Raw genomic sequence first — 17,112 nt, 5'->3', positions numbered from 1 at the left:
GGTCGAAACCGGTTGGCCGCTTCGGTGCGGTCGATGGAGAAGGACCTCAGCCGGCTCAACTCCATTGCTCGGGAGGCCAGGTACGGGATGGCAGACGAGTCCGTTCCCCGAAGAGCAGCGGCAAGGCTTCTCTGTCCGCACCGCCCCCGCTGCAAGGCGTCATGCCGAAGCCCCTGCACGGCGGTCCCCGGAGGCCTCTTCCCGAGCAACTGCCTCTTCTTTCAGTTGGGCGAGACGCTCGTCGTTCAGCACAGGCAGGACCATGAAGGCAGTGAGCGCCATGGCAGCACCGCCGACGGAGAAGGCCGCGGGGATTCCAAAGAACTTCGCCACCAAACCGCCCGCGATTCCGCCAACGGTGAAGGCGCCCACGGCAACGGACCGGTAGACCGAGGTGACACGGCCCATCAGTTCGTTCGGCACGATCTGCTGTCGAAGGGTGACGACCTGGACGTTCTGGATCAGGACGGCGAAGCCGTCCACCGCCATGAAGGCAACGGTGGCCTCTGGGCTGACGGCCAGCCCCATGCCGACGGTGGATCCGGCCGACAGCAGGTTCGTCACCAGAATGAGCGTGCCGATCGGCATCCACTCGCCGACCTTGCGGGCCACCAGGCCGCCGAGGACCGCACCCGTGGCACCCGCCGCGAGCAGGACGCCGTACCAGCCCGCGGCGACACCCAGTACGTCGGTGGCGAGCAGCACGAGGATGCCGTAGGTGGCGGCGTTGACGGCGTTGCCCATCGCTGCGACGACGCTCAATGACCGCAACGTCGGCGACGACCGGTACCACCGCGCGCCGACGACGATGTCCGCGGCGACGCCCTTCGCCGTCAGGGGCTCCGCGGACGGCGTGTGCCGGCGTCGGGTTGCCGCCGGGATCAGCGCCAACAGACCGACGGCGGCCACATAACCAGTGGCTCCGAGCATGAACGGGGCCGCGGTCGCAGAGGCGAAGAGGAATCCGCCCAACGGCGGTCCGATGAACTCGTTGCAGATGACGAACGTGGTCTGCAGCCGTCCGTTGGCCCGGCTCAGGTCGTCCGGGGCAACCAACGTCGGCAGCCACGCGGACGAGGAGCTGTCGTAGAGCGTCTCGGCCGTCCCGATGGCGAAGAAGACCACGTAGAGCAGCGGCACGGAGACGGCGTCGCCGAGGACCGCGAGCGCGAGGGCCACGAATCCGGCAGCACGGATCCAGTTCGCCACCTGCGCAACACGCCTTCGATCCAGGCGGTCCGCAAGGGCGCCGGAGACGAAGGCCAGGACCAGCCAGGGGGCCCGCTGCGCTACGGTGATGCCGGCGATCAGCACCGGGTCGTGGGTCACGGTGGCCGCGAGCAGGGGCGCTGCGGCCAGGCTTATCCCGTCCGAAAGATTCGAGGTGGCGGTGGCTGCCCACAACTTCCGGAAGGTTCGTCCACTGGTCGTGGGATCCATGGTCACTTCTCCTTGGACGGGGCTTCGACGAGCCACGGCCTCGGACAGCCCGGCTGTGGCGCGGGTCTCGGTGAGCGGCACGGTCCAGCCGCTCCCGCCGTCCACACGAATCGACAACAGCGAGCCGGAGCATCTTCGAAGGGTTTCCCACTCGCCCCGAAGCGCTCGTCCGCTCGCCAAGAAGAAAATCTCCCAGGGAGCGGCAGCACGACAACGAAGGCAACGGCCCAGGATGTGGCATTGCAGGAACATGAGGGGGTCGAATCCCGTCAAACCGAACGTTCATCTCCTTCCCGGTGGGGACGAAGCACCACTCCGCCCCGTTCGAGAGGGACGCGAGCGTGCTGCGCCGGTCGCCCCGGCAGCAGGGATCGGCTCGGTCGCCACGGGCCTCGGCGTCCGCACGGAAGGGGTGCGGAACCGGCTCCAGCACAACCAGCGGACCTCCCCGGGCGTCTGTCGGGCCCCTGGGCCCTTCGTCGGACGGGGCGGGTACACAGCGTTCGTGGAACGTGCCGGTCGCGCGCAGGCGCACGGGGCGGAGGAAGCCGACGATCAGTGGTCCGGGGGCGTTCGTCGTCCAGATCCCTCGAATCCCCGGTGCCGCGCTCGGGCCACGAGCGGCACGACGGGATGCCGGGCGAAGCGCGAAGCGCGGCCACTCGGCATCGGGCGCTCCCGGACGGGCCGCCCCCTGCGGACCTTGCATGATGAGCGGCATGAACACGGAAACATGCGAGCCCGCCGAACTGGCCGCCCTCCGCGAGGTCTTCGCCTCCCGCCCCGGGGCGGAGCCGCCGGCCGGCTGGGAGACGGTGCGGTCCTTCGAGGCGGAGCACCGCATCGTGCTCCCGGAGCCGTACCGCACCTTCGCGGCTGAGATCTGCGACGGACTGCGCGCCGGGCCGCCCCACTACGGCCTGCTGCCCCTCTCGCAGACGCCCCCGGACTGGGGTGCGTACCGTCCCGAGCGTCTGCTTGCCGAGCCCTTCCCGCTGACGGTGGCATGGCTGTGGGAGGAGGACGACGAAACGGCGCTGTCGATGGAGGAGTTCGAGGCCCGGACGGCCCCCGTGTTCGACCACGGATCGCTGCTGCTGGGCACCGACGGCTGCGGCATGTACTGGCACCTGATCGTCACCGGTCCGCAGCGCGGTCACGTCTGGCAGATCTCCGGCGAGGGCGCGGTGCCCTTCGGCTCCCCGTCCCCCGACGCCCTGATGCCGGGCACCCCCGGTTTCACGGGCTGGGTGACCCACTGGGCCCAGGGCCGCGACTGGTTTCCGGAGGATTAGGGGCGCCCCACGGGAGTCGGCCCGTCGTGCGGCCCCTGCGGGCCCGGTGGTCACCGGCTCGCCCCTCCGGCGTCCAGGGCGGACAGGAAGTGCTGCTGGTCGGCCAGGAAGCCCTCGGCGAAGAGGGCCCGCGGCGCGCACAGCGCGGTCAGGGTCAGGCGCAGGGGTGAGGCCTCCACCTCGTGCTTGACCAGGCCGTGGGCGGCGCCGGGGTAACGGGCGACGCGCAGTGACGGTCCGGGGAGCAGACGGCGGTAGGCGGCCTCGGTGTCGGCGGTGTCCACGTTCACGTCGTGCCCGGCGAGCACCAGCAGGACGGGAACGCCGCGCAGGGCCGGCAGGTCGGCGCTGGCGTCGGCGGTGTGGTTCTTGGAGACGAACCGCCAGCGGGCGGCCGTCATGCCCTGCGGGTCCCCGACCTCCCGTACGTACTCCTCGTAGGCGGCGCCCCGCCCGAGCAGTTCCAGTACGGTCTCGCGGCGGCGCAGGGCGGCGGCGACCTCGGGCTCGGAGGCGCCGTCGCGGCGCAGTTCGGCGAGGAGGTTGTAGCGGCCCTGCTGATGCCAGTTGACGGCGGGCGAGACGGCGACGGCGAAACGGATCCGACCGTCCTCGGCGGCGATCTTGGGCAACACCCAGCCGGCCTGGCTGGCGCCCCACAGGCCGATCCGGCCGCCGTCGACCTCCGGTCGCCGCCGGGCCCAGGCGATCGCGTCGACGGCCTCCCGGGCCCGGTCGTCCATGGTCTGGTCGAGCCAGTCGCCCGGTGCGCCGGCCACGCCCGGTTTGTTCCAGGACAGCGAGGCGTACCCGGCCCTGGCGAAGGCCTCCCAGATCGGCCGGTAGAAGGTGTCGTGGGTGGCGTCGACCGGGCCGTCCCCGTGGACGAAGACCACGAGGGGGAAGGGTCCCTTCCCCCGTTCGGGCAGGGCCAGCACACCGTGCAGGGTTCGGCCGCCGTGCCGCACGGTGACCGCTTCTTCCCGCAGCTCGTAGGTGTGCTGCCAGACCACGAGACCCACCAGACCGGTCGCCGTGACCGCCAGTGCGGCCAGGGTCGCGAGCACGGCTCGCAGCGCCCGGCGGCGGCGCGTCGGAGCCCCGCCCCGTGTTCCCTTCGACATCTGCCCCCCATTAACTATCGATTCACAAACGATCGTTTTCATGACGACCGTACTATGTTCACTCATGAAGGGCGAGGCAAGAGGAAGAAGGAGCAGAGGAGCATGGACACCGCACCCGTCATCGGACACGGCGTGCCCCGGGGCGCCGAGGCACAGGTCGCCGAGCTGTACTGGGAGGCCTTCGGGCGCAAACTCGGAGCCGCCCTCGGCCCGGCCGAACGGGGCCGGGCCTTCATCGCCCGCCACCTCCACCACGACCGCGCCGTCGTCGCGCTCGACCCCGACGACGGCCACGTCACGGGCGTGGCCGGCTACCAACTCGGCGGTCGCGGCCTCACCGGCGGCGGGGTGCGCGACGTGCTCTCCGCCTACGGGCCGCTCCGCGGCCTGCCACGGCTCGCCGTGCTGGCACTGCTCGAACGCACTGCCGAGCCGGGAGAACTCGTCATGGACGGCATCGCCGTCCACCCCGCCCACCGGGGTGCCGGCATCGGCACCCTGCTGCTCGCCGAGATCGGCGAGATCGCCGCGGCACACGGGTGCTCGCGGGTCCGCCTGGACGTCATCGACGTCAACCCGCGGGCCAAAGCCCTGTACGAGCGCCACGGCTACACCGCCGTGCACACCGAGCAGACCCCGTTCCTCCGGGACCTGATGGGCTTCGGTGCCGTGACTACGATGCATCGCGCGGTCCCTGCGGGTCCGGACGGCACGAAGGAGCAGCGACGATGACCGACGAGACCGCGGCGGCGACCGGCCGGGAACCCGCCGCGCCCGGAATCGGCACCCGGACCCTGGTGTTCGCCCTCGTCCGCGAGGACGGCACCGTCGACGCGGGCGAGCTGTACGCCGTCGCCGAGGCCCTCGGCATGACCGACCAACAGGTCCGGCTCTGCATCAAACGGCTCGTCGCGGAAGGGCGGTTCACCCACGAGGGGCGGGGCCGCAAGGCACGTCTGCACGCCACCGTCGACGCCACCGGGGCCATCGCTCCGGACGTGGAGTACGTGCGCCACGCCTACCGGCAGGACCGGGGGCTCGCCCCCTGGGACGGCACCTGGCACCTCTTCGCCTTCGCCGTCCCCGAGACCGCCAGGCAGGCCCGCGACGCCCTGCGCGACACCCTGGTCCACCTCGGCGCCGCGCCCCTCCAGGGCGGGCTCTACGTCAGCGCCAACGCCATCGGCGACATCGTCGACGCACACGCCCGCCACCTGGACGTCCTGTCCTCCCTCACCCGCCTCACCAGCCGCGACCTCCGGGTCGGGGACGAGGACGCCCCGGACCGGCTGGCCGCCCTGCTCTGGCCGCTCCGGCAGATCGCGGACCGCCACGAGGCCCTCGCCGCCCTGGCCACGGACCGCTTGGCCCGGCTGTCCGGCCCGGAACGCCCCACGGACACCGAGCTCCTGACGTACGCGATCGAACTGGCGGCGGCCTTCACCACCGCCATGGAACCCGACCCCCTGCTGCCCCCCGAACTGCTCCCCCGGCCCTGGCCCGGCAGCCGCGCCCGGGCCCTGGCCGCAGAGTGCTGGGAGGCCCTCGCCGAGCGGGACGAGCGGGGCGACCGGGAACCCGGCCGCCCCCGGCTGTTCCGCCTCTACGACGACGCCCTCGCCCCGAGCGCCGCCGCGCCACCCTCCTGATGCTCCTCGACGAGGAGCCGACCGGGCAGAACGAACGGACCGTCAGGATCGTTCTCCAGGTGCACGTCCCGGCCGACCGAACGGAAACCGTCCGCCGGCAACGAGGGCGGGGGCGTTCTGCTGGTCGACGGCATGGTGCCCCTCCCACGGCCCGGAGACCATGGGCAGCGGGGCCGGGCCCGGCGCGGAGGGAGGCACCGATGGGCCCGGAGGCGGGAGCTCCCTCCGGTGCGTCCCGTACGGCGGGGTGCACACCGTCCGGGCGTCGTCGCGGCCCCGCTGCCGTCCGGCGTCGTGGGGAACGGCACCCGTGCCCGGGCGTGCACCGGCAGCTGCCGCGTCCGCCCGGTGGAGAGGGCCACGGCACACGACGAGACCACGGGAGGGACCGTGCGACACCTCGGGAAACGGCGGACGGAGCGGGATCAGGGCCTCATGGTCGAGGTGATGGCCTTCGGCGAACTGCTGGCCGCCCACCCCTTCCAACCGGGAACCCCCGGAACGCCGCCGGACGCGGTAACGGACTGGACGCGCGCCCTCGACGCGTACGAGGCGGCCTGCCGGTCCCTGCGCCGGAACGACCGCGAAGGCGTCCTCCGGCACCTGGACGACGGTCGGTACGCCATGGCCTGCCTGGAGTCCCGCCTGGCGGGCGGACCGCCGCCCGCGCGACTGCCGCCCTGCTTCTTCGATCCCCGGCACGGACCGTCGACCGCCGAAGTCCCCTGGATGCCTCCCGCCGGGACCCGGCGCGACGTCCCGGTGTGCGCGGCGGACGCGGTGCGCCTGCGCGAGGGCTCCCTCCCGATCGCCAGCGGCCACCCCGCTCGGCTCCCGACGGCCCCGGTGCCGCCGCCGCGTGACCGGATCGACCAGGACAAGCTGGCGCTCTCGGGACTGGCCGCCGCATTCATCGGGTACGCGGCCGTGCTGTTCGCCGTGGGCGACCGGACCGGCGCAGTCCTCTACCTCGCCGCCGGCTACGTACCACCGGGCGTCGCCGTGGTGTCGGGCTTCCACCTCGCCTCCTGGGCGCCCCGCCTGTGGCGCCTGATCCGCCGGAGCCATCTGACCCTCGCGGACTTCGACCGCTCGGAAGCGACCTCCTCGGGCCGCCGGGACGTGTACGCCGTCGTCGACGTCTCCGGGCGACGGTACGAACGGGCGCGGAAGACGGGTGCCCCCTCCGCGGAGCCCTTGCCGCAGCAGCGCGTCTGGTACCTGCGGGGCCGTGGGGGCGAGGGCGAGCTCCTCGGGTTCTGGTCCGTCCTGTGGCTGCCGCTCGGCGTGGCGGTCGCACTGCCGGTCTTCGCCGCGAGCCTGGCCGCCACCTTCTACCTCTTCCCGGGGCGGCTGGTCCTCGCCCTCCTCTCGTGACGGCGGCGACCGCTGCCCACCGCCACGGGTTCCGCGCCCCTCCCGTCCCCGGCGCCCCCGGCTGCCGGGCCGCCCGCCCCGAAACCGGGTGCACCCGTGGGCGCCCCGATCACGCCCGGGGGCGGCGGAACCCCCGATGAGTTTCACGCACCGCCGGAGTCCGCACTCCCGGTGGCAACACGACGATCACGCCGAAGGGGAGAACAGTGAGCTACGCAGAGGTCAACGGTCTGTCCCTGTACGTCGAGGAGCACGGTTCCGGTGAACCGCTGGTCCTCCTGCACGGCGGCCTGGGTTCCGGAGAGACGTTCGCCCCGTTGGTGCCGCGGCTCGCGGAGGCCCACCGGGTGATCCTGGTGGACCTGCAGGGGCACGGACGCACGGCGGACATCGACCGGCCGCTGCGCCCGGAGCTGATGGCGGACGACATCGCCGCCCTGCTCAAGCACCTCGGCATCGAACGGGCCGACCTGCTGGGCTACTCCACGGGCGCGGACGTGGCGCTCCAGGTCGCCGTCCGGCACCCGCAGGCGGTGCGACGGCTCGTGGTCGTCTCCACGCCCTGCAAGCGGGACGGTTGGCACCCCGAGGTCATCGCCGCGATGGACGGGATGAGTGCCGAGACCGCCGAGGTGTTGAAGAACTCTCCGCTCCACGAGCTCTACGCCCGGCTCGCGCCCCGCCCCGAGGACTGGACCGTGCTGGTCGGCAAGACGGCCGAGCTGAAGCACCAGGACTACGACTGGAGCACCGGGGTCTCCACCATCACCGCGCCCACCCTGCTCGTCTTCGGCGACGCCGATGCCGTCCGCCCCGCACACATGGTGGAGTTCTACGCCCTGCTCGGTGGTGGCCTGAAGGACGCCGGCTTCAACGGGGCGGACCCTGCGGGCGCCCGACTGGCCGTCCTTCCCGGCGCGAGCCACTACGACGTCCTGGCCCACCCCGAACTGACCGGTGTCGTCACGGCGTTCCTGTCCCCGTGACCTGAGCCGGAGCGGGGGGCGAGCCGTGTCCGCGCGGCCCGGGGAACGGGGCCGGGCCGGGCCGAAGCCGGGCCGGGGGGGAGAAGGAGGCGCGGGGCCCGGTCCGCCCGCCCGGGCCCTCACGGGCGCCCGGCGCCGCGGCGCGCATCAGCGGACGACGTCGAAGACGTTCTTCTGCAGACCGTTGGGGTAGGCCTCGTGCTCGACCAGCTTCAGCTTCCGCACGTCCTTGTCCGTCGTGCTGAACAGGCGCTTGCCGGCGCCGAGCAGCAGCGGGAAGACGAGGAGGTGGTAGCGGTCGATCAGTCCGGCGTCGGAAAGGGCCTGGTTGAGGGAGGCACTGCCGTGGACGATGATCGGGCCGCCCTCGGTCTCCTTCAGGGCGGCGACCTCGTCGAGCGAGCGCAGGATCGTGGTCTCGCCCCAGTTGTCGACCAGGTCGTCCTCGGTGAGCGTGGTGGAGACGACGTACTTCGGCATCGTCTTGTAGTCGGCGAAGTCCGCCATGTCCGGCCACACGGGGCTGAAGGCCTCGTAGCTGGTGCGGCCCATCAGGATGGCGGTGGACTCCTTCTGCTCCCGCTCCTTGATCTCGAACGCCTCGGGCAGGAACTCCGTGTGCTTGAAGGTCCACCCCGAGTTGCGGTAACCGGGCTCGCCACCGGGGGCCTCGACGACGCCGTCGAGCGAGATGAACGCGGTGCTGATGAGAGTGCGCATGCCAGATCCTCAGTGTCTCGTGTCCGGTGTGGAGCGGCCCGCACGCCGCGCCCCCGTCCGGGGCCGTCGCGCACCAACCGTGTATGACGACTGTCGATCATGAAGGAACTCATCGCTCGTCGCGGACTTTTCTCGAAATGCCCGCCCGAACGGCGTCGAGGACCCGCGCAGGTTGTCGCCCCGCTCAGCCCGCGGCCCGGGCGAGGAGGGCGGCGATGCGCTTCTCGGTGGCGGGGTTCAGGGCCGTGAGGGCGTACGCGGTGGGCCACATGACGTCCTCGTCGAGACCGGCCTGGTCGCTGAAGCCGAGCGTCGCGTAGCGGGACTTGAACTTCTGGGCGCTCTGGAAGAAGCAGACGACCTTGCCGTCCCTGGCGTAGGCCGGCATGCCGTACCAGAGCTTCGCGGTGAGCTGCGGCGCGTTCTCCTTGACGAGGGCGTGCACCCGCTCGGCGAGGACCCGGTCCTCGTCCGGCATCTCGGCCATCTTCGCGAGGACCTCCGGTTCGGTGTCCGCCTTCGCTCCGCGCGCACCGCGACGGGTGGTCGCCTTCAGTTCCTTGGCGCGCTCCTTCATCGCGTCCCGCTCCTCCGCCGTGAAGCCTTCGCGGGACGTGCCGGAAGCCTGCTCGTCGGTCATGGTGGGGTCCTCTCTCCGTGGGGTGGTCAGGCCAGCCATGCGCCGTTGCGCATCAGGGTGCGGCCCTGCAGTTCGTTCGCCTCGCGCCAGGCCTGCACGCGGTGCGGTCGGATCAGGAAGTACTGGTAGGAGTCTTTGAGTTCGCGCGGATCGAAGCCCGTCTTGGCCTTGAACGCCTCGCCCGTTCCGGGAGGGAGGTCGGCCAGGTCCACCGGTTCGGCGGTGCCGTCGACGAGGACGACGTCGCGGGTCGGGCCGAGGGCGGCGCGCACCCGACCGTCCGCGAGCAGGTTGCGGCCGGTGATCGAGGCGCGCGGCGTCGAGATCAGGAGCGCGGTCCCGTCCCACAGGAAGGAGAGCGGGACGAGGTGGGCTCCGGGAGCCTCCGAGGGGCCCGCCGAGGCGATCCAGAGGTCGACGTCCTCCTCCAGCCGTGCACGGGTGTCCTCCAGGCGCTGCGCGAGTCCGCGCGGCGGCGCCTCCGTCATCTCGATGACCTCTCCGTGTCGGGTCGTTCCCGCGGGGTGGGCGGGGGTGTCGTGGTGTGGTGCCGCAGCACCGCCGCACGCTCCGCCCGGCGCCGGAGGAGGTAGCCGTACGGGGTGTCCCCGTACGCGGCCCGGAACCGGCGGCTCAGCAGGCCGGCCGTCGTGCCCGCGTCGCGGGCCAGTGCCAGGACGTCCAGGGGGCGGTCGTGCTCGCGGTCGATCCGGTCGCGCACGCGGCGCAGTCGTGCGAAGTCGTCCAGGCGTTGCGCGGTGGTGCGGGCGCGCGCCCATCCCGGGTGGCACACGGGAACTCCTCTCGGCGGGAGGTGGGGGGAGCCGCGGGCCGTCGAGGGGCCGCGACACCCGCGGGAACCGTCCGGTCCGGCGGGGTCAGCGCACTTGCTGGATGCGGATCAGATTGCCCGCGGGGTCGCGGAACGCACAGTCGCGGACCCCGTACGGCTGCTCCGTCGGCTCCTGCACGACCTCCGCGTCGGCGGCCCGCACCTTCTCGAAGACGGCGTCGAGGTCCGGGGCGGCGAGGAGGATCCAGCCGTAGGTGCCCTTGGCCATCATCTCGGCGATGGTGCGCCGCTCGGCCTCGGTGACGCCCGGGTCGGCGGCCGGCGGGGCCAGCAGGATGGACGTGTCCGGCCGGCCGACGGGGCCGACCGTGATCCAGCGCATCGCGCCCTGCCCGACGTCGCTCCGGACCTCGAAGCCGAGGGCGTCCCGGTAGAACGCCAGGGAGGCGTCCGGGTCCTCGTGCGGCAGGACGCTGGTGTGAATGGTGATGTCCATGGCCCTCACGCTAGCGGCGGCTCCGGGCACGGCGCTTCTCGAATCCTGACCGGTGCCGGGCGGGTGCTCCGGCACCGGTCCTGCGAGGTCGTCTCAGTGGTGGAATCCACCGCGCTGCGCGTCCGCCGGCACGCCCTTCGTCAGCCGGTCCAGGGAGCGGCGGAGGTCCTGGACCAGGAGGTCGATCTCGTCGCGACCGATGCCGTGCCGGATCAGGACGCGCTGGATGACCGTCTCCTGCCGGTCGGCGGGCAGCGGGTACGCCGGGACCTGCCAGCCGCGCATCCGGAGCTGGTCGGAGAGGTCGTAGAGGCTGAAGCCCGCGCCCGCCGGGTCGGTGAGGGTGTAGGAGACGGCCGGCAGCGCCCCCTTCCCGTCGTAGAGCAGGGTGAACGGACCCATGGCCGCGACCTTTTCGGCCAGGTACTGGGCGGTCAGCGCACAGGCCTGCTGGACGCGCCGGTAACCGGCCCGTCCCAGGCGGAGGAAGGTGTAGTACTGGGCGATGATCTCGCCGCCGGGACGGGAGAAGTTCAGCGCGAAGGTCGGGATGTCGCCGCCCAGGTAGTTCACGCGGAAGACGAGGTCCTCCGGCAACAGGTCCGCACTGCGCCAGACGGCCCAGCCCACGCCGAGCGGCGCGAGGCCGTACTTGTGGCCGGAGGCGTTGATGGAGGAGACCCGCGGGAGCCGGAAGTCCCAGACGAGGTCGCGGTGGAGGAACGGGGCGATGAAGCCGCCGCTGGCCGCGTCGACGTGGATCGGGACGTCGAGTCCCGTCTCCTGCTGGATGCGGTCGAGTTCGGCGGCGAGCTCGGCGACCGGCTCGTAGTCGCAGGTGAAGGTGACGCCGAGGATGGCGACGACGCCGATGGTGTTCTCGTCGACGTGGTCGCGGAGTTGGTGCGGACGCAGCCCGGTGGCACCGGGCTCCAGGGGGACCTGCCGCAGTTCGACGTCGAAGTACCGGGCGAACTTGTCCCAGCAGATCTGCACGGGACCGGTGACGAGGTTGGGGCGGTCGGTGGACTTGCCCTCGGCGCGCCGCCGTTCGCGCCACCGCCACTTCAGGGCGAGCCCCCCGAGCATGGCGGCCTCGCTGGAGCCGGTGGTGGAGCAGCCGATCGCGGTGCCCTCACCGGTCGCGCTGCCGGGGGCGTTCCACAGGTCGGCCAGGATGTTCACGCACCGCGACTCGATCTCGGCGGTCTGCGGGTACTCGTCCTTGTCGATCATGTTCTTGTCGAGGCACTCGCCCATCAGCCGGCGCACCTCGTCGTCCGTCCACGTGGTGCAGAAGGTCGCCAGGTTCTGCGCCGCGTTGCCGTCGAGCAGCAGCTCGTTGTGGAGCATGGCGTAGACGACCCTGGGGAGGTTGGAGTCCTCCGGCATCCGGTGCTTCGGCAGGACCCGCTCGCTGAGGGCGGAGGCGAACACGTCCGTGGCCGCGTCCGCGCTCGTCGGGCCCTTCATCTCGTGGAGCGCCACGGCTTCCCCTTCGGTCGGCGGTGCTTCTCGACGTTCCTCCCCATCAACGCACGGGGCGGGGCGAGGCGCCCGACGGTCGCCCCCCGCATTGGCCCACCCGGGTGAGCGGAACGCCGAGGCCCTGTCCTACCGCTCCTCCGACCAGTACGTTCCGGACGAAGTGGATCACCGGCGGAAGTCGCGAGCGGACGCCGAGAGCGGAAAGGCCCTTCACATGACCCCCCACGCCTTCAGCGGCACCGACCGGCAGGGCCCCGCCGGGCCCGTCGACGACTCCGACCCCGCCGAGGCGATCGAGGCGTACGACGACCTGCCCGAGCGCCTGATCGGCTACCCGGCCGTCTTCCACGCCCTCGGCATCGGCTCCTCCGCGGTCCGCACGGTCCTGGACTACGGCTGCGGGCCCGGCAAGGTCGCCACCCGGGTCGTGGAGGCCTCCGGAGCGAGCGTGGTGGCCGTCGACGTCTCGCCCCGCATGCTGGAGGTCGCCCGCGCGCGACGCCCGCACCCTCGGATCGACTACCGGCTGATCGGCGACGAGGGACCCGCTTTCCTCGCCGACGGTTCCGTCGACGCCGCCATGGCCTGCTTCGTCTTCGTCACCGCCGGCGAGGTCGCCGTGCTGCACGACATCGCCGCCGAGATGCACCGGGTGCTGCGGCCGGGCGGCCGGTGCGCCGTCCTGGACGCCAACCCCCGCACCACGGGCATCCGGTTCTCCACCTTCCGCAGCGGCGAACCCGGTCGCGTCTACACCAAGGGCGAGCGGCGACGGTCCCGTCGCGAACGGCCCGGCACGGGCGGCCCGCTGGAGTTCGTCGACCACCACTGGCCGTGCCAGACCTACCTCGACGTGCTCGGCAAGGCCGGCTTCACCGACCTGGACGTCCACGAACCGGTCCTCACCCACCGGTCGGCGCAGCTCGGGGGCGACCCCGCGGAGGCGGGGCACCCGCCGTTCCTCGTGGTGTCCGGGGTCAAGCAGTAGCCGTGCCGATCAGCTGTCGGAGTAGCTGAAGTCCCCCACCGTCCAGGCGCTGACGTCGGCGATGGCGACCCGGTACATCCCGCCGGTCGCGGGCATGCCCACCGTGCCCTGGAGGATCCGGGCGAGGTGGAAGTGGAGGTGGGTGGGGGGCTCGTCGTGCTTGCGGTCCACCGGCGAGAACACCCGGGAGAACTCGCCCAGCCGGTCCGAGTCCGTCAGGACCTCCGACACCCGCTGTCTCCACAGGGCTTCGGGCGCCAACCGCCCGGTGATGACCACGCCTCCCGCGACCACGGTCAGGGACATCTGGTTGCTCCGCCCGGATTCCACGGTGGCGGCGACGTCGACGAGCAGCTCGTCAGGGATCGACATGGAAGTCGATTCTAGGCGCGCGGGCCTCCGGTGCGGAGGTCCTTGGCGCGGCGCGGTGTCGACGTGCGCCGCGGTGCGCACGGAGGTGCGGGAGGGGACGCCCCCGAGCCGGAAACCCGCCCGCCCGTGCTCCGGAGCGCACGCCCGCGCCGGTACGAACGTGCCCGTGCGCCCTGCGTGCCGGTAGGGGCGTGCCCCGGCTACGGCGCGTGCTCGACGGGTTCCTCCGCCAGGAAGGCCGTCACGGCCAGGGCGAAGAGCAGGCCGAGGGCGATGCCGACGATGACCCAGCCGGTGGGGTGGGGCCAGAAGACGCAGGCCGCGGCAGCCGCCGCGACGAGGATCCAGGTGATCCAGGTGCGGTACTGGCGGACGAACGGCCCCACCGGGCCCAGCCGCAGGCCCGCGCGGTCGGCGGTGGCCCGGGTCGCGGTGATGCCGGAGTGCCAGAGGCCGCGGGTGAGCACGGCGGGGCGGCTCGGGCCGGAGAGCCAGGCGGCGAGGGCGATCAGGACGCCGAGGGTCGCGAACACCCGGACCGAGGTGCGGAGGAAGCGGATCAGGGTGTCGTAGACGGCTCCGGCGGCTGCGGGGGAGACGTCGGCGGGCAGGGCGTTCAGGTAGACCGTGCGGAAGACGGTGAGGGCGACGCCGAGGACGAGCGCCGCGACGGCGACGCCGAGGGCCGCGGCGATCAGGGTGCGACGGCGGCGCACGGCGAGCAGCACGCCGCCCGCGACGAGCAGCACGGCGATCACCGGCAGCCACACGCCCAGCAGTTGCAGCAGCCCGAAACCGGTCTTCACCTTGCCGATGTCATCGGACCTGACCACCGTGAAGTCGGTGTGGATCTCGGGGATGCTGCCCGCGACCGTGAGCCCGGAGTCGACGAGGCGTTCCTTCACCCGCTCGATCAGCGGCGCCAGGTCGATGGTGACCTCGTCCGTCTCGATCTTCACGGCTCCGTCGTCGCTGCCGGTCAGCGCCCGGTCGAGGGAGGTGTGGATCGTCCGGTTGGCATCGACCCAGATCGTCTTGAACGCCGAGGAGGCGACCACGTCCTGCGCCCGGTCGTGGACGAAGCTGGCGACCGCGCTCTGCAGCGAGTCGCCCAGGGCGCCGAGGGCCTTCTCCGCGAGGGGGCGCTGGTCGGGTGCCACGCCCTGGAGCAGGGCGGGCAGGTCGACGTGCTCCATGACGGCGGTGGTGACCCGGTCGGCGACGGCGGCCTGGACGTCCGGGTCCGAGGCGAGGGGGGTGACCGTCTGCACGTAGCGGTCGGTGTCGCCGACGATGTCCGCGGTCCAGGAGGCGACGATGCCCAGCGGGACGAGGAGGCAGCCGATCACGATGAGCAGGGCGGCGCAGAAGGAGCGGAGGCGGTGGCGGGGCGGCGGGGCGGCGGTCCGGTCCGCTTCGAGGGCGGCCACCCGGGCCCGGAGCAGCGAGAGTTCGTCGCTGTCGTCACCAGCGGGATCGCCCATGTCGCCCACCTCTCCCGGGGGAATGTTCCAGGACGATTCTGGGCATGTCGGTCTGCTTTGTCGCCCGGAGCATGGCGTACGGGTCCCGTCCGCGCACCCCGCCGACGTCTCTCGGGCGGGCCCCGTCGACGGCGGTGCACTGCTGCGGGCCTGCGCGGGGTGACGACGGCACTCACCAGTGAGCCAGGCCACCAGCCCTCGCCGCCTGGGCGCGCCCGCGGTGCCGCTCCCACCGCCCGCAGCCGCTCCGCTTCACGGAAGTACGCCATGGACCTTGCCGACGAGAACCACACCGACGTCGAGATCTACCGCAAGCTCGCACACCCCGACCGGCTCCACATCGTCAGCCGCACCGGTGCCCCCGACAGCCTGCTCGCCCTCTTGGACGAGGGCCCTCACCCCCCCCTCTTCTTTCAGCAGCTGCCCCGGGGACGCCCGAGCGGAAGGTCGAAGGCCGCGCTCCGCAGCGACCGTCCCACGAACTTCGCGAGCGGACGTTCGAGGAAACGCTGCACCAGGTACGACAGGACGATGAGACCGGCGACCGTGACCCCGACCAGCACCCAGGGGTCCACCTTCGTGCCGTAGTGGTGCACGATGGTCATGCCGATGACGTCGTGCAGCAGGTACAGCGGGAAGGTCAGCGTCCCCGCGACGGTCAGCCCGCGCCAGCGGATCCGCCGCGTCCAGCCCAGCGCGATGGCAGCTATGAGCAGGAAGAACACCGTGACCACCAGCACCAGCCAGCCGCGCCAGGGCGCCCACGTGGCCCAGTTGTTGCGACCGTGCGGGTTCAGAAGGAAGTGCAGCGACAGCAACCACGACATGCCGACGACGCCCCACAGGACCGGGGTCGGCCGGAACCGGTACATGAGGTAGAAGGCCATGCCGGCAATGAAGTACGGCGCCGACGCCGGGTTGACCAACACCGTCAGCAGCGGCACGCCCGCGGCGGGCGTGAGCACCGCGGCGACCGTCCATACCCCGCAGAAGACCACGACGCGCTGGTAGGTGAGGCCCTTCCACACCACGACCGCGAAGGCCAGGTAGAAGCACAGCTCGGGCCAGAGGGTCCAGTAGACCGGGTCCAGGCTCTCCATCCCGAGCGGCATCTGGAGCATCGTGAAGTTGGAGAACAGCACCCGCGGATTGGGACGGCCGAACGGCGTGTCGACCGTGTAGACGACGCACGCCGACACCACGATCGCGATCCAGTACATCGGGTACAGGCGGGTCACCCGGGAGATGAAGAAGTCACGTGGTGAGCGCCCCCACGCGCTCATGCAGATGACGAACCCGCTGATCAGGAAGAACAGGTCGACCCCGAGCCTACCGAAGGCGAAGTACTCGTGCGCTTGGGGGAACAGGCTCTGGTACGGCAGCCCCCAGATGTGGATCATCGCCCACCTGGTCTGCCCGACGAAGTGGAACAGGACGACGGCAAGCGCGGCCAGGAACCGCAGCCCGTCCAGGGCCGCGAGCCGGTCCCGACGGGCAGACGGCAGCACCACCACCCTCGACCCGGTCACCACGCGCTCGGCGCGCCCCGCCTCGAAGCCGACCGCTGTCTTCTGTTCCACCTGCATCGTCCATCTGTCGTTCGTACCGGCTCCACTGCCCCCCCTTGTGGGCTACCCGCCCCCCCAAAAGGCCGGACGTGCTGTGGATCTCTCGGCCGTTCGACCACCAGACAGGCCATAGGGTTGTGCGATGAGTTGAAGCTTCCCCTTGGTCGTGGACACCTGGGCACTGGGGCATGAGGCTCCAGTCGAAGCCGGTCAGGACGGTGCGCTCGGCGGTGATCTCGGCGGTCAGCTCCAGCGAGCGCAGGGTGTGCGGCATGGTGCGGGCACCGTCCGCGATCACCGCCGCGTCCTTCGCGTCGGTCTTCGCCTCGCCGGGGTAGAGGTCGGCGATCCGCCGCATGGCAAGGCCCGGCAGGTAGGCGACCTGGCAGCCCGCATCGCGGGCGACGGTCAGGGAGGGCGCCGATATGGAGGCGGACTGGCCTTGGCATCGGTGTCGTGCGCGCGCATCCACGTCGTGCAGACCTGCCGCCCGCGAACGACCAGGCATTGCGCCTGGTCAGGCGGTGGTCGGACCTCTTATCAGCGTCTCCGACGGCACCCCTCGGGCCCGGTGACACCACCCCCCCCGGGTCATCCGTTCGACAGGGGGACACGGTCATGCCGGGCCCGGAGACCAGCGGCCCTCTTGCAGGACCGCGAAAACATAACTCGGGGGCGGATCGCAGGGGCGG

At 71.9% G+C, this 17,112-nt stretch carries 17 protein-coding genes and 1 pseudogene; 6 read left to right on the top strand and 12 right to left on the bottom strand.

Features of this window, described 5'->3' with window-relative positions; all coding sequences use genetic code 11:
* Nucleotides 1-159: 159 nt before the first annotated feature.
* Nucleotides 160-1,440, bottom strand: a complete 1,281-nt coding sequence (locus ACFW2Y_RS03335) for an MFS transporter (RefSeq protein ID WP_384872786.1) — start codon at nucleotides 1,438-1,440, stop codon at nucleotides 160-162.
* Between the two features lie 707 nt (nucleotides 1,441-2,147).
* On the opposite strand from ACFW2Y_RS03335, the gene ACFW2Y_RS03330 reads away from it, so the two are divergent.
* Nucleotides 2,148-2,735, top strand: a complete 588-nt coding sequence (locus tag ACFW2Y_RS03330) for an SMI1/KNR4 family protein (RefSeq protein ID WP_384872783.1) — start codon at nucleotides 2,148-2,150, stop codon at nucleotides 2,733-2,735.
* A 50-nt stretch (nucleotides 2,736-2,785) separates the two neighbouring features.
* Here ACFW2Y_RS03330 and ACFW2Y_RS03325 read toward each other — a convergent pair whose 3' ends face one another.
* Nucleotides 2,786-3,859 carry an alpha/beta hydrolase family protein gene (locus tag ACFW2Y_RS03325; RefSeq protein WP_384872780.1) on the bottom strand — a complete coding sequence of 358 codons (1,074 nt, stop codon included), beginning with the start codon at nucleotides 3,857-3,859 and terminating at the stop codon, nucleotides 2,786-2,788.
* Nucleotides 3,860-3,961: 102 nt separating this feature from the next.
* On the opposite strand from ACFW2Y_RS03325, the gene ACFW2Y_RS03320 reads away from it, so the two are divergent.
* The 4 genes from ACFW2Y_RS03320 (at nucleotide 3,962) to ACFW2Y_RS03305 (ending at nucleotide 7,871) form a co-directional block, all read left to right on the top strand.
* On the top strand, nucleotides 3,962-4,591 hold the full coding sequence (locus ACFW2Y_RS03320; protein ID WP_384872778.1) for a GNAT family N-acetyltransferase: 630 nt from the start codon (nucleotides 3,962-3,964) through the stop codon (nucleotides 4,589-4,591).
* Entirely contained in the window at nucleotides 4,588-5,508 is a 921-nt protein-coding gene (locus ACFW2Y_RS03315; RefSeq protein WP_384872775.1) for a PaaX family transcriptional regulator C-terminal domain-containing protein, read from the top strand. Before ACFW2Y_RS03320 ends, ACFW2Y_RS03315 begins: the two co-directional genes overlap by 4 nt.
* 390 nt (nucleotides 5,509-5,898) lie before the next feature.
* A complete protein-coding gene (locus ACFW2Y_RS03310) occupies nucleotides 5,899-6,885 on the top strand; it encodes a hypothetical protein (protein WP_384872773.1) in 987 nt (328 codons plus the stop codon).
* 206 nt (nucleotides 6,886-7,091) lie between these two features.
* Nucleotides 7,092-7,871 carry an alpha/beta fold hydrolase gene (locus ACFW2Y_RS03305; RefSeq protein ID WP_384872770.1) on the top strand — a complete coding sequence of 260 codons (780 nt, stop codon included), beginning with the start codon at nucleotides 7,092-7,094 and terminating at the stop codon, nucleotides 7,869-7,871.
* A 147-nt stretch (nucleotides 7,872-8,018) separates the two neighbouring features.
* Here the strand turns inward: ACFW2Y_RS03305 and ACFW2Y_RS03300 are convergent, their stop codons facing one another.
* The 6 genes from ACFW2Y_RS03300 to ACFW2Y_RS03275 all read right to left on the bottom strand — a co-directional run bounded on the left by ACFW2Y_RS03300 (nucleotide 8,019) and on the right by ACFW2Y_RS03275 (nucleotide 12,008).
* The gene (locus tag ACFW2Y_RS03300) at nucleotides 8,019-8,591 is read right to left on the bottom strand and encodes a dihydrofolate reductase family protein (RefSeq protein WP_384872767.1); all 573 of its coding nucleotides are present in this window, start codon (nucleotides 8,589-8,591) and stop codon (nucleotides 8,019-8,021) included.
* A gap of 184 nt (nucleotides 8,592-8,775) precedes the next feature.
* Entirely contained in the window at nucleotides 8,776-9,231 is a 456-nt protein-coding gene (locus ACFW2Y_RS03295; RefSeq protein ID WP_384872764.1) for an iron chaperone, read from the bottom strand.
* A 26-nt stretch (nucleotides 9,232-9,257) separates the two neighbouring features.
* Nucleotides 9,258-9,719: a pyridoxamine 5'-phosphate oxidase family protein gene (locus tag ACFW2Y_RS03290; RefSeq protein WP_384872761.1), complete on the bottom strand. Its 462-nt coding sequence runs from the start codon at nucleotides 9,717-9,719 to the stop codon at nucleotides 9,258-9,260.
* Nucleotides 9,716-10,024, bottom strand: coding sequence for a hypothetical protein (locus tag ACFW2Y_RS03285; protein ID WP_384872759.1), 309 nt, complete (start codon nucleotides 10,022-10,024; stop codon nucleotides 9,716-9,718). Before ACFW2Y_RS03285 ends, ACFW2Y_RS03290 begins: the two co-directional genes overlap by 4 nt.
* Before the next feature lie 85 nt (nucleotides 10,025-10,109).
* On the bottom strand, nucleotides 10,110-10,520 hold the full coding sequence (locus ACFW2Y_RS03280; protein WP_384872757.1) for a VOC family protein: 411 nt from the start codon (nucleotides 10,518-10,520) through the stop codon (nucleotides 10,110-10,112).
* Nucleotides 10,521-10,613: 93 nt separating this feature from the next.
* A complete protein-coding gene (locus ACFW2Y_RS03275) occupies nucleotides 10,614-12,008 on the bottom strand; it encodes a glutamate decarboxylase (RefSeq protein WP_384872755.1) in 1,395 nt (464 codons plus the stop codon).
* 214 nt (nucleotides 12,009-12,222) lie between these two features.
* On the opposite strand from ACFW2Y_RS03275, the gene ACFW2Y_RS03270 reads away from it, so the two are divergent.
* Nucleotides 12,223-12,996: a class I SAM-dependent methyltransferase gene (locus ACFW2Y_RS03270; RefSeq protein WP_384872752.1), complete on the top strand. Its 774-nt coding sequence runs from the start codon at nucleotides 12,223-12,225 to the stop codon at nucleotides 12,994-12,996.
* A 9-nt stretch (nucleotides 12,997-13,005) separates the two neighbouring features.
* Here the strand turns inward: ACFW2Y_RS03270 and ACFW2Y_RS03265 are convergent, their stop codons facing one another.
* From ACFW2Y_RS03265 to ACFW2Y_RS03250, 4 genes and pseudogenes are all read right to left on the bottom strand, one after another.
* Nucleotides 13,006-13,368: a hypothetical protein gene (locus ACFW2Y_RS03265; protein ID WP_384872749.1), complete on the bottom strand. Its 363-nt coding sequence runs from the start codon at nucleotides 13,366-13,368 to the stop codon at nucleotides 13,006-13,008.
* Between the two features lie 200 nt (nucleotides 13,369-13,568).
* Nucleotides 13,569-14,852 carry a hypothetical protein gene (locus tag ACFW2Y_RS03260; RefSeq protein ID WP_384872747.1) on the bottom strand — a complete coding sequence of 428 codons (1,284 nt, stop codon included), beginning with the start codon at nucleotides 14,850-14,852 and terminating at the stop codon, nucleotides 13,569-13,571.
* A gap of 413 nt (nucleotides 14,853-15,265) precedes the next feature.
* Nucleotides 15,266-16,432, bottom strand: a complete 1,167-nt coding sequence (locus ACFW2Y_RS03255) for an acyltransferase family protein (RefSeq protein ID WP_384872745.1) — start codon at nucleotides 16,430-16,432, stop codon at nucleotides 15,266-15,268.
* A gap of 178 nt (nucleotides 16,433-16,610) precedes the next feature.
* Nucleotides 16,611-16,859 (bottom strand): annotated as a pseudogene (locus ACFW2Y_RS03250) (transposase); the annotation flags it as partial.
* Between the last annotated feature and the right edge of the window lie 253 nt (nucleotides 16,860-17,112).

This window comes from Streptomyces sp. NPDC058877 (genome assembly GCF_042742855.1).
Classification (GTDB): domain Bacteria; phylum Actinomycetota; class Actinomycetes; order Streptomycetales; family Streptomycetaceae; genus Streptomyces.
Note: the sequence above shows the minus strand (reverse complement) of the source record. Positions and strands in the feature narration are given on the sequence as shown.

What these genes read in the sequence shown, in the direction of transcription:
- ACFW2Y_RS03290 (WP_384872761.1), bottom strand. Translation starts at nt 9,719, where the DNA reads ATGACGGAGGCGCCGCCGCGCGGACTCGCGCAGCGCCTGGAGGACACC.
- ACFW2Y_RS03265 (WP_384872749.1), bottom strand. Translation starts at nt 13,368, where the DNA reads ATGTCGATCCCTGACGAGCTGCTCGTCGACGTCGCCGCCACCGTGGAA.
- ACFW2Y_RS03330 (WP_384872783.1), top strand. Translation starts at nt 2,148, where the DNA reads ATGATGAGCGGCATGAACACGGAAACATGCGAGCCCGCCGAACTGGCC.
- ACFW2Y_RS03335 (WP_384872786.1), bottom strand. Translation starts at nt 1,440, where the DNA reads ATGGATCCCACGACCAGTGGACGAACCTTCCGGAAGTTGTGGGCAGCC.
- ACFW2Y_RS03315 (WP_384872775.1), top strand. Translation starts at nt 4,588, where the DNA reads ATGACCGACGAGACCGCGGCGGCGACCGGCCGGGAACCCGCCGCGCCC.
- ACFW2Y_RS03295 (WP_384872764.1), bottom strand. Translation starts at nt 9,231, where the DNA reads ATGACCGACGAGCAGGCTTCCGGCACGTCCCGCGAAGGCTTCACGGCG.
- ACFW2Y_RS03260 (WP_384872747.1), bottom strand. Translation starts at nt 14,852, where the DNA reads ATGGGCGATCCCGCTGGTGACGACAGCGACGAACTCTCGCTGCTCCGG.
- ACFW2Y_RS03300 (WP_384872767.1), bottom strand. Translation starts at nt 8,591, where the DNA reads ATGCGCACTCTCATCAGCACCGCGTTCATCTCGCTCGACGGCGTCGTC.
- ACFW2Y_RS03320 (WP_384872778.1), top strand. Translation starts at nt 3,962, where the DNA reads ATGGACACCGCACCCGTCATCGGACACGGCGTGCCCCGGGGCGCCGAG.
- ACFW2Y_RS03280 (WP_384872757.1), bottom strand. Translation starts at nt 10,520, where the DNA reads ATGGACATCACCATTCACACCAGCGTCCTGCCGCACGAGGACCCGGAC.
- ACFW2Y_RS03325 (WP_384872780.1), bottom strand. Translation starts at nt 3,859, where the DNA reads ATGTCGAAGGGAACACGGGGCGGGGCTCCGACGCGCCGCCGCCGGGCG.
- ACFW2Y_RS03270 (WP_384872752.1), top strand. Translation starts at nt 12,223, where the DNA reads ATGACCCCCCACGCCTTCAGCGGCACCGACCGGCAGGGCCCCGCCGGG.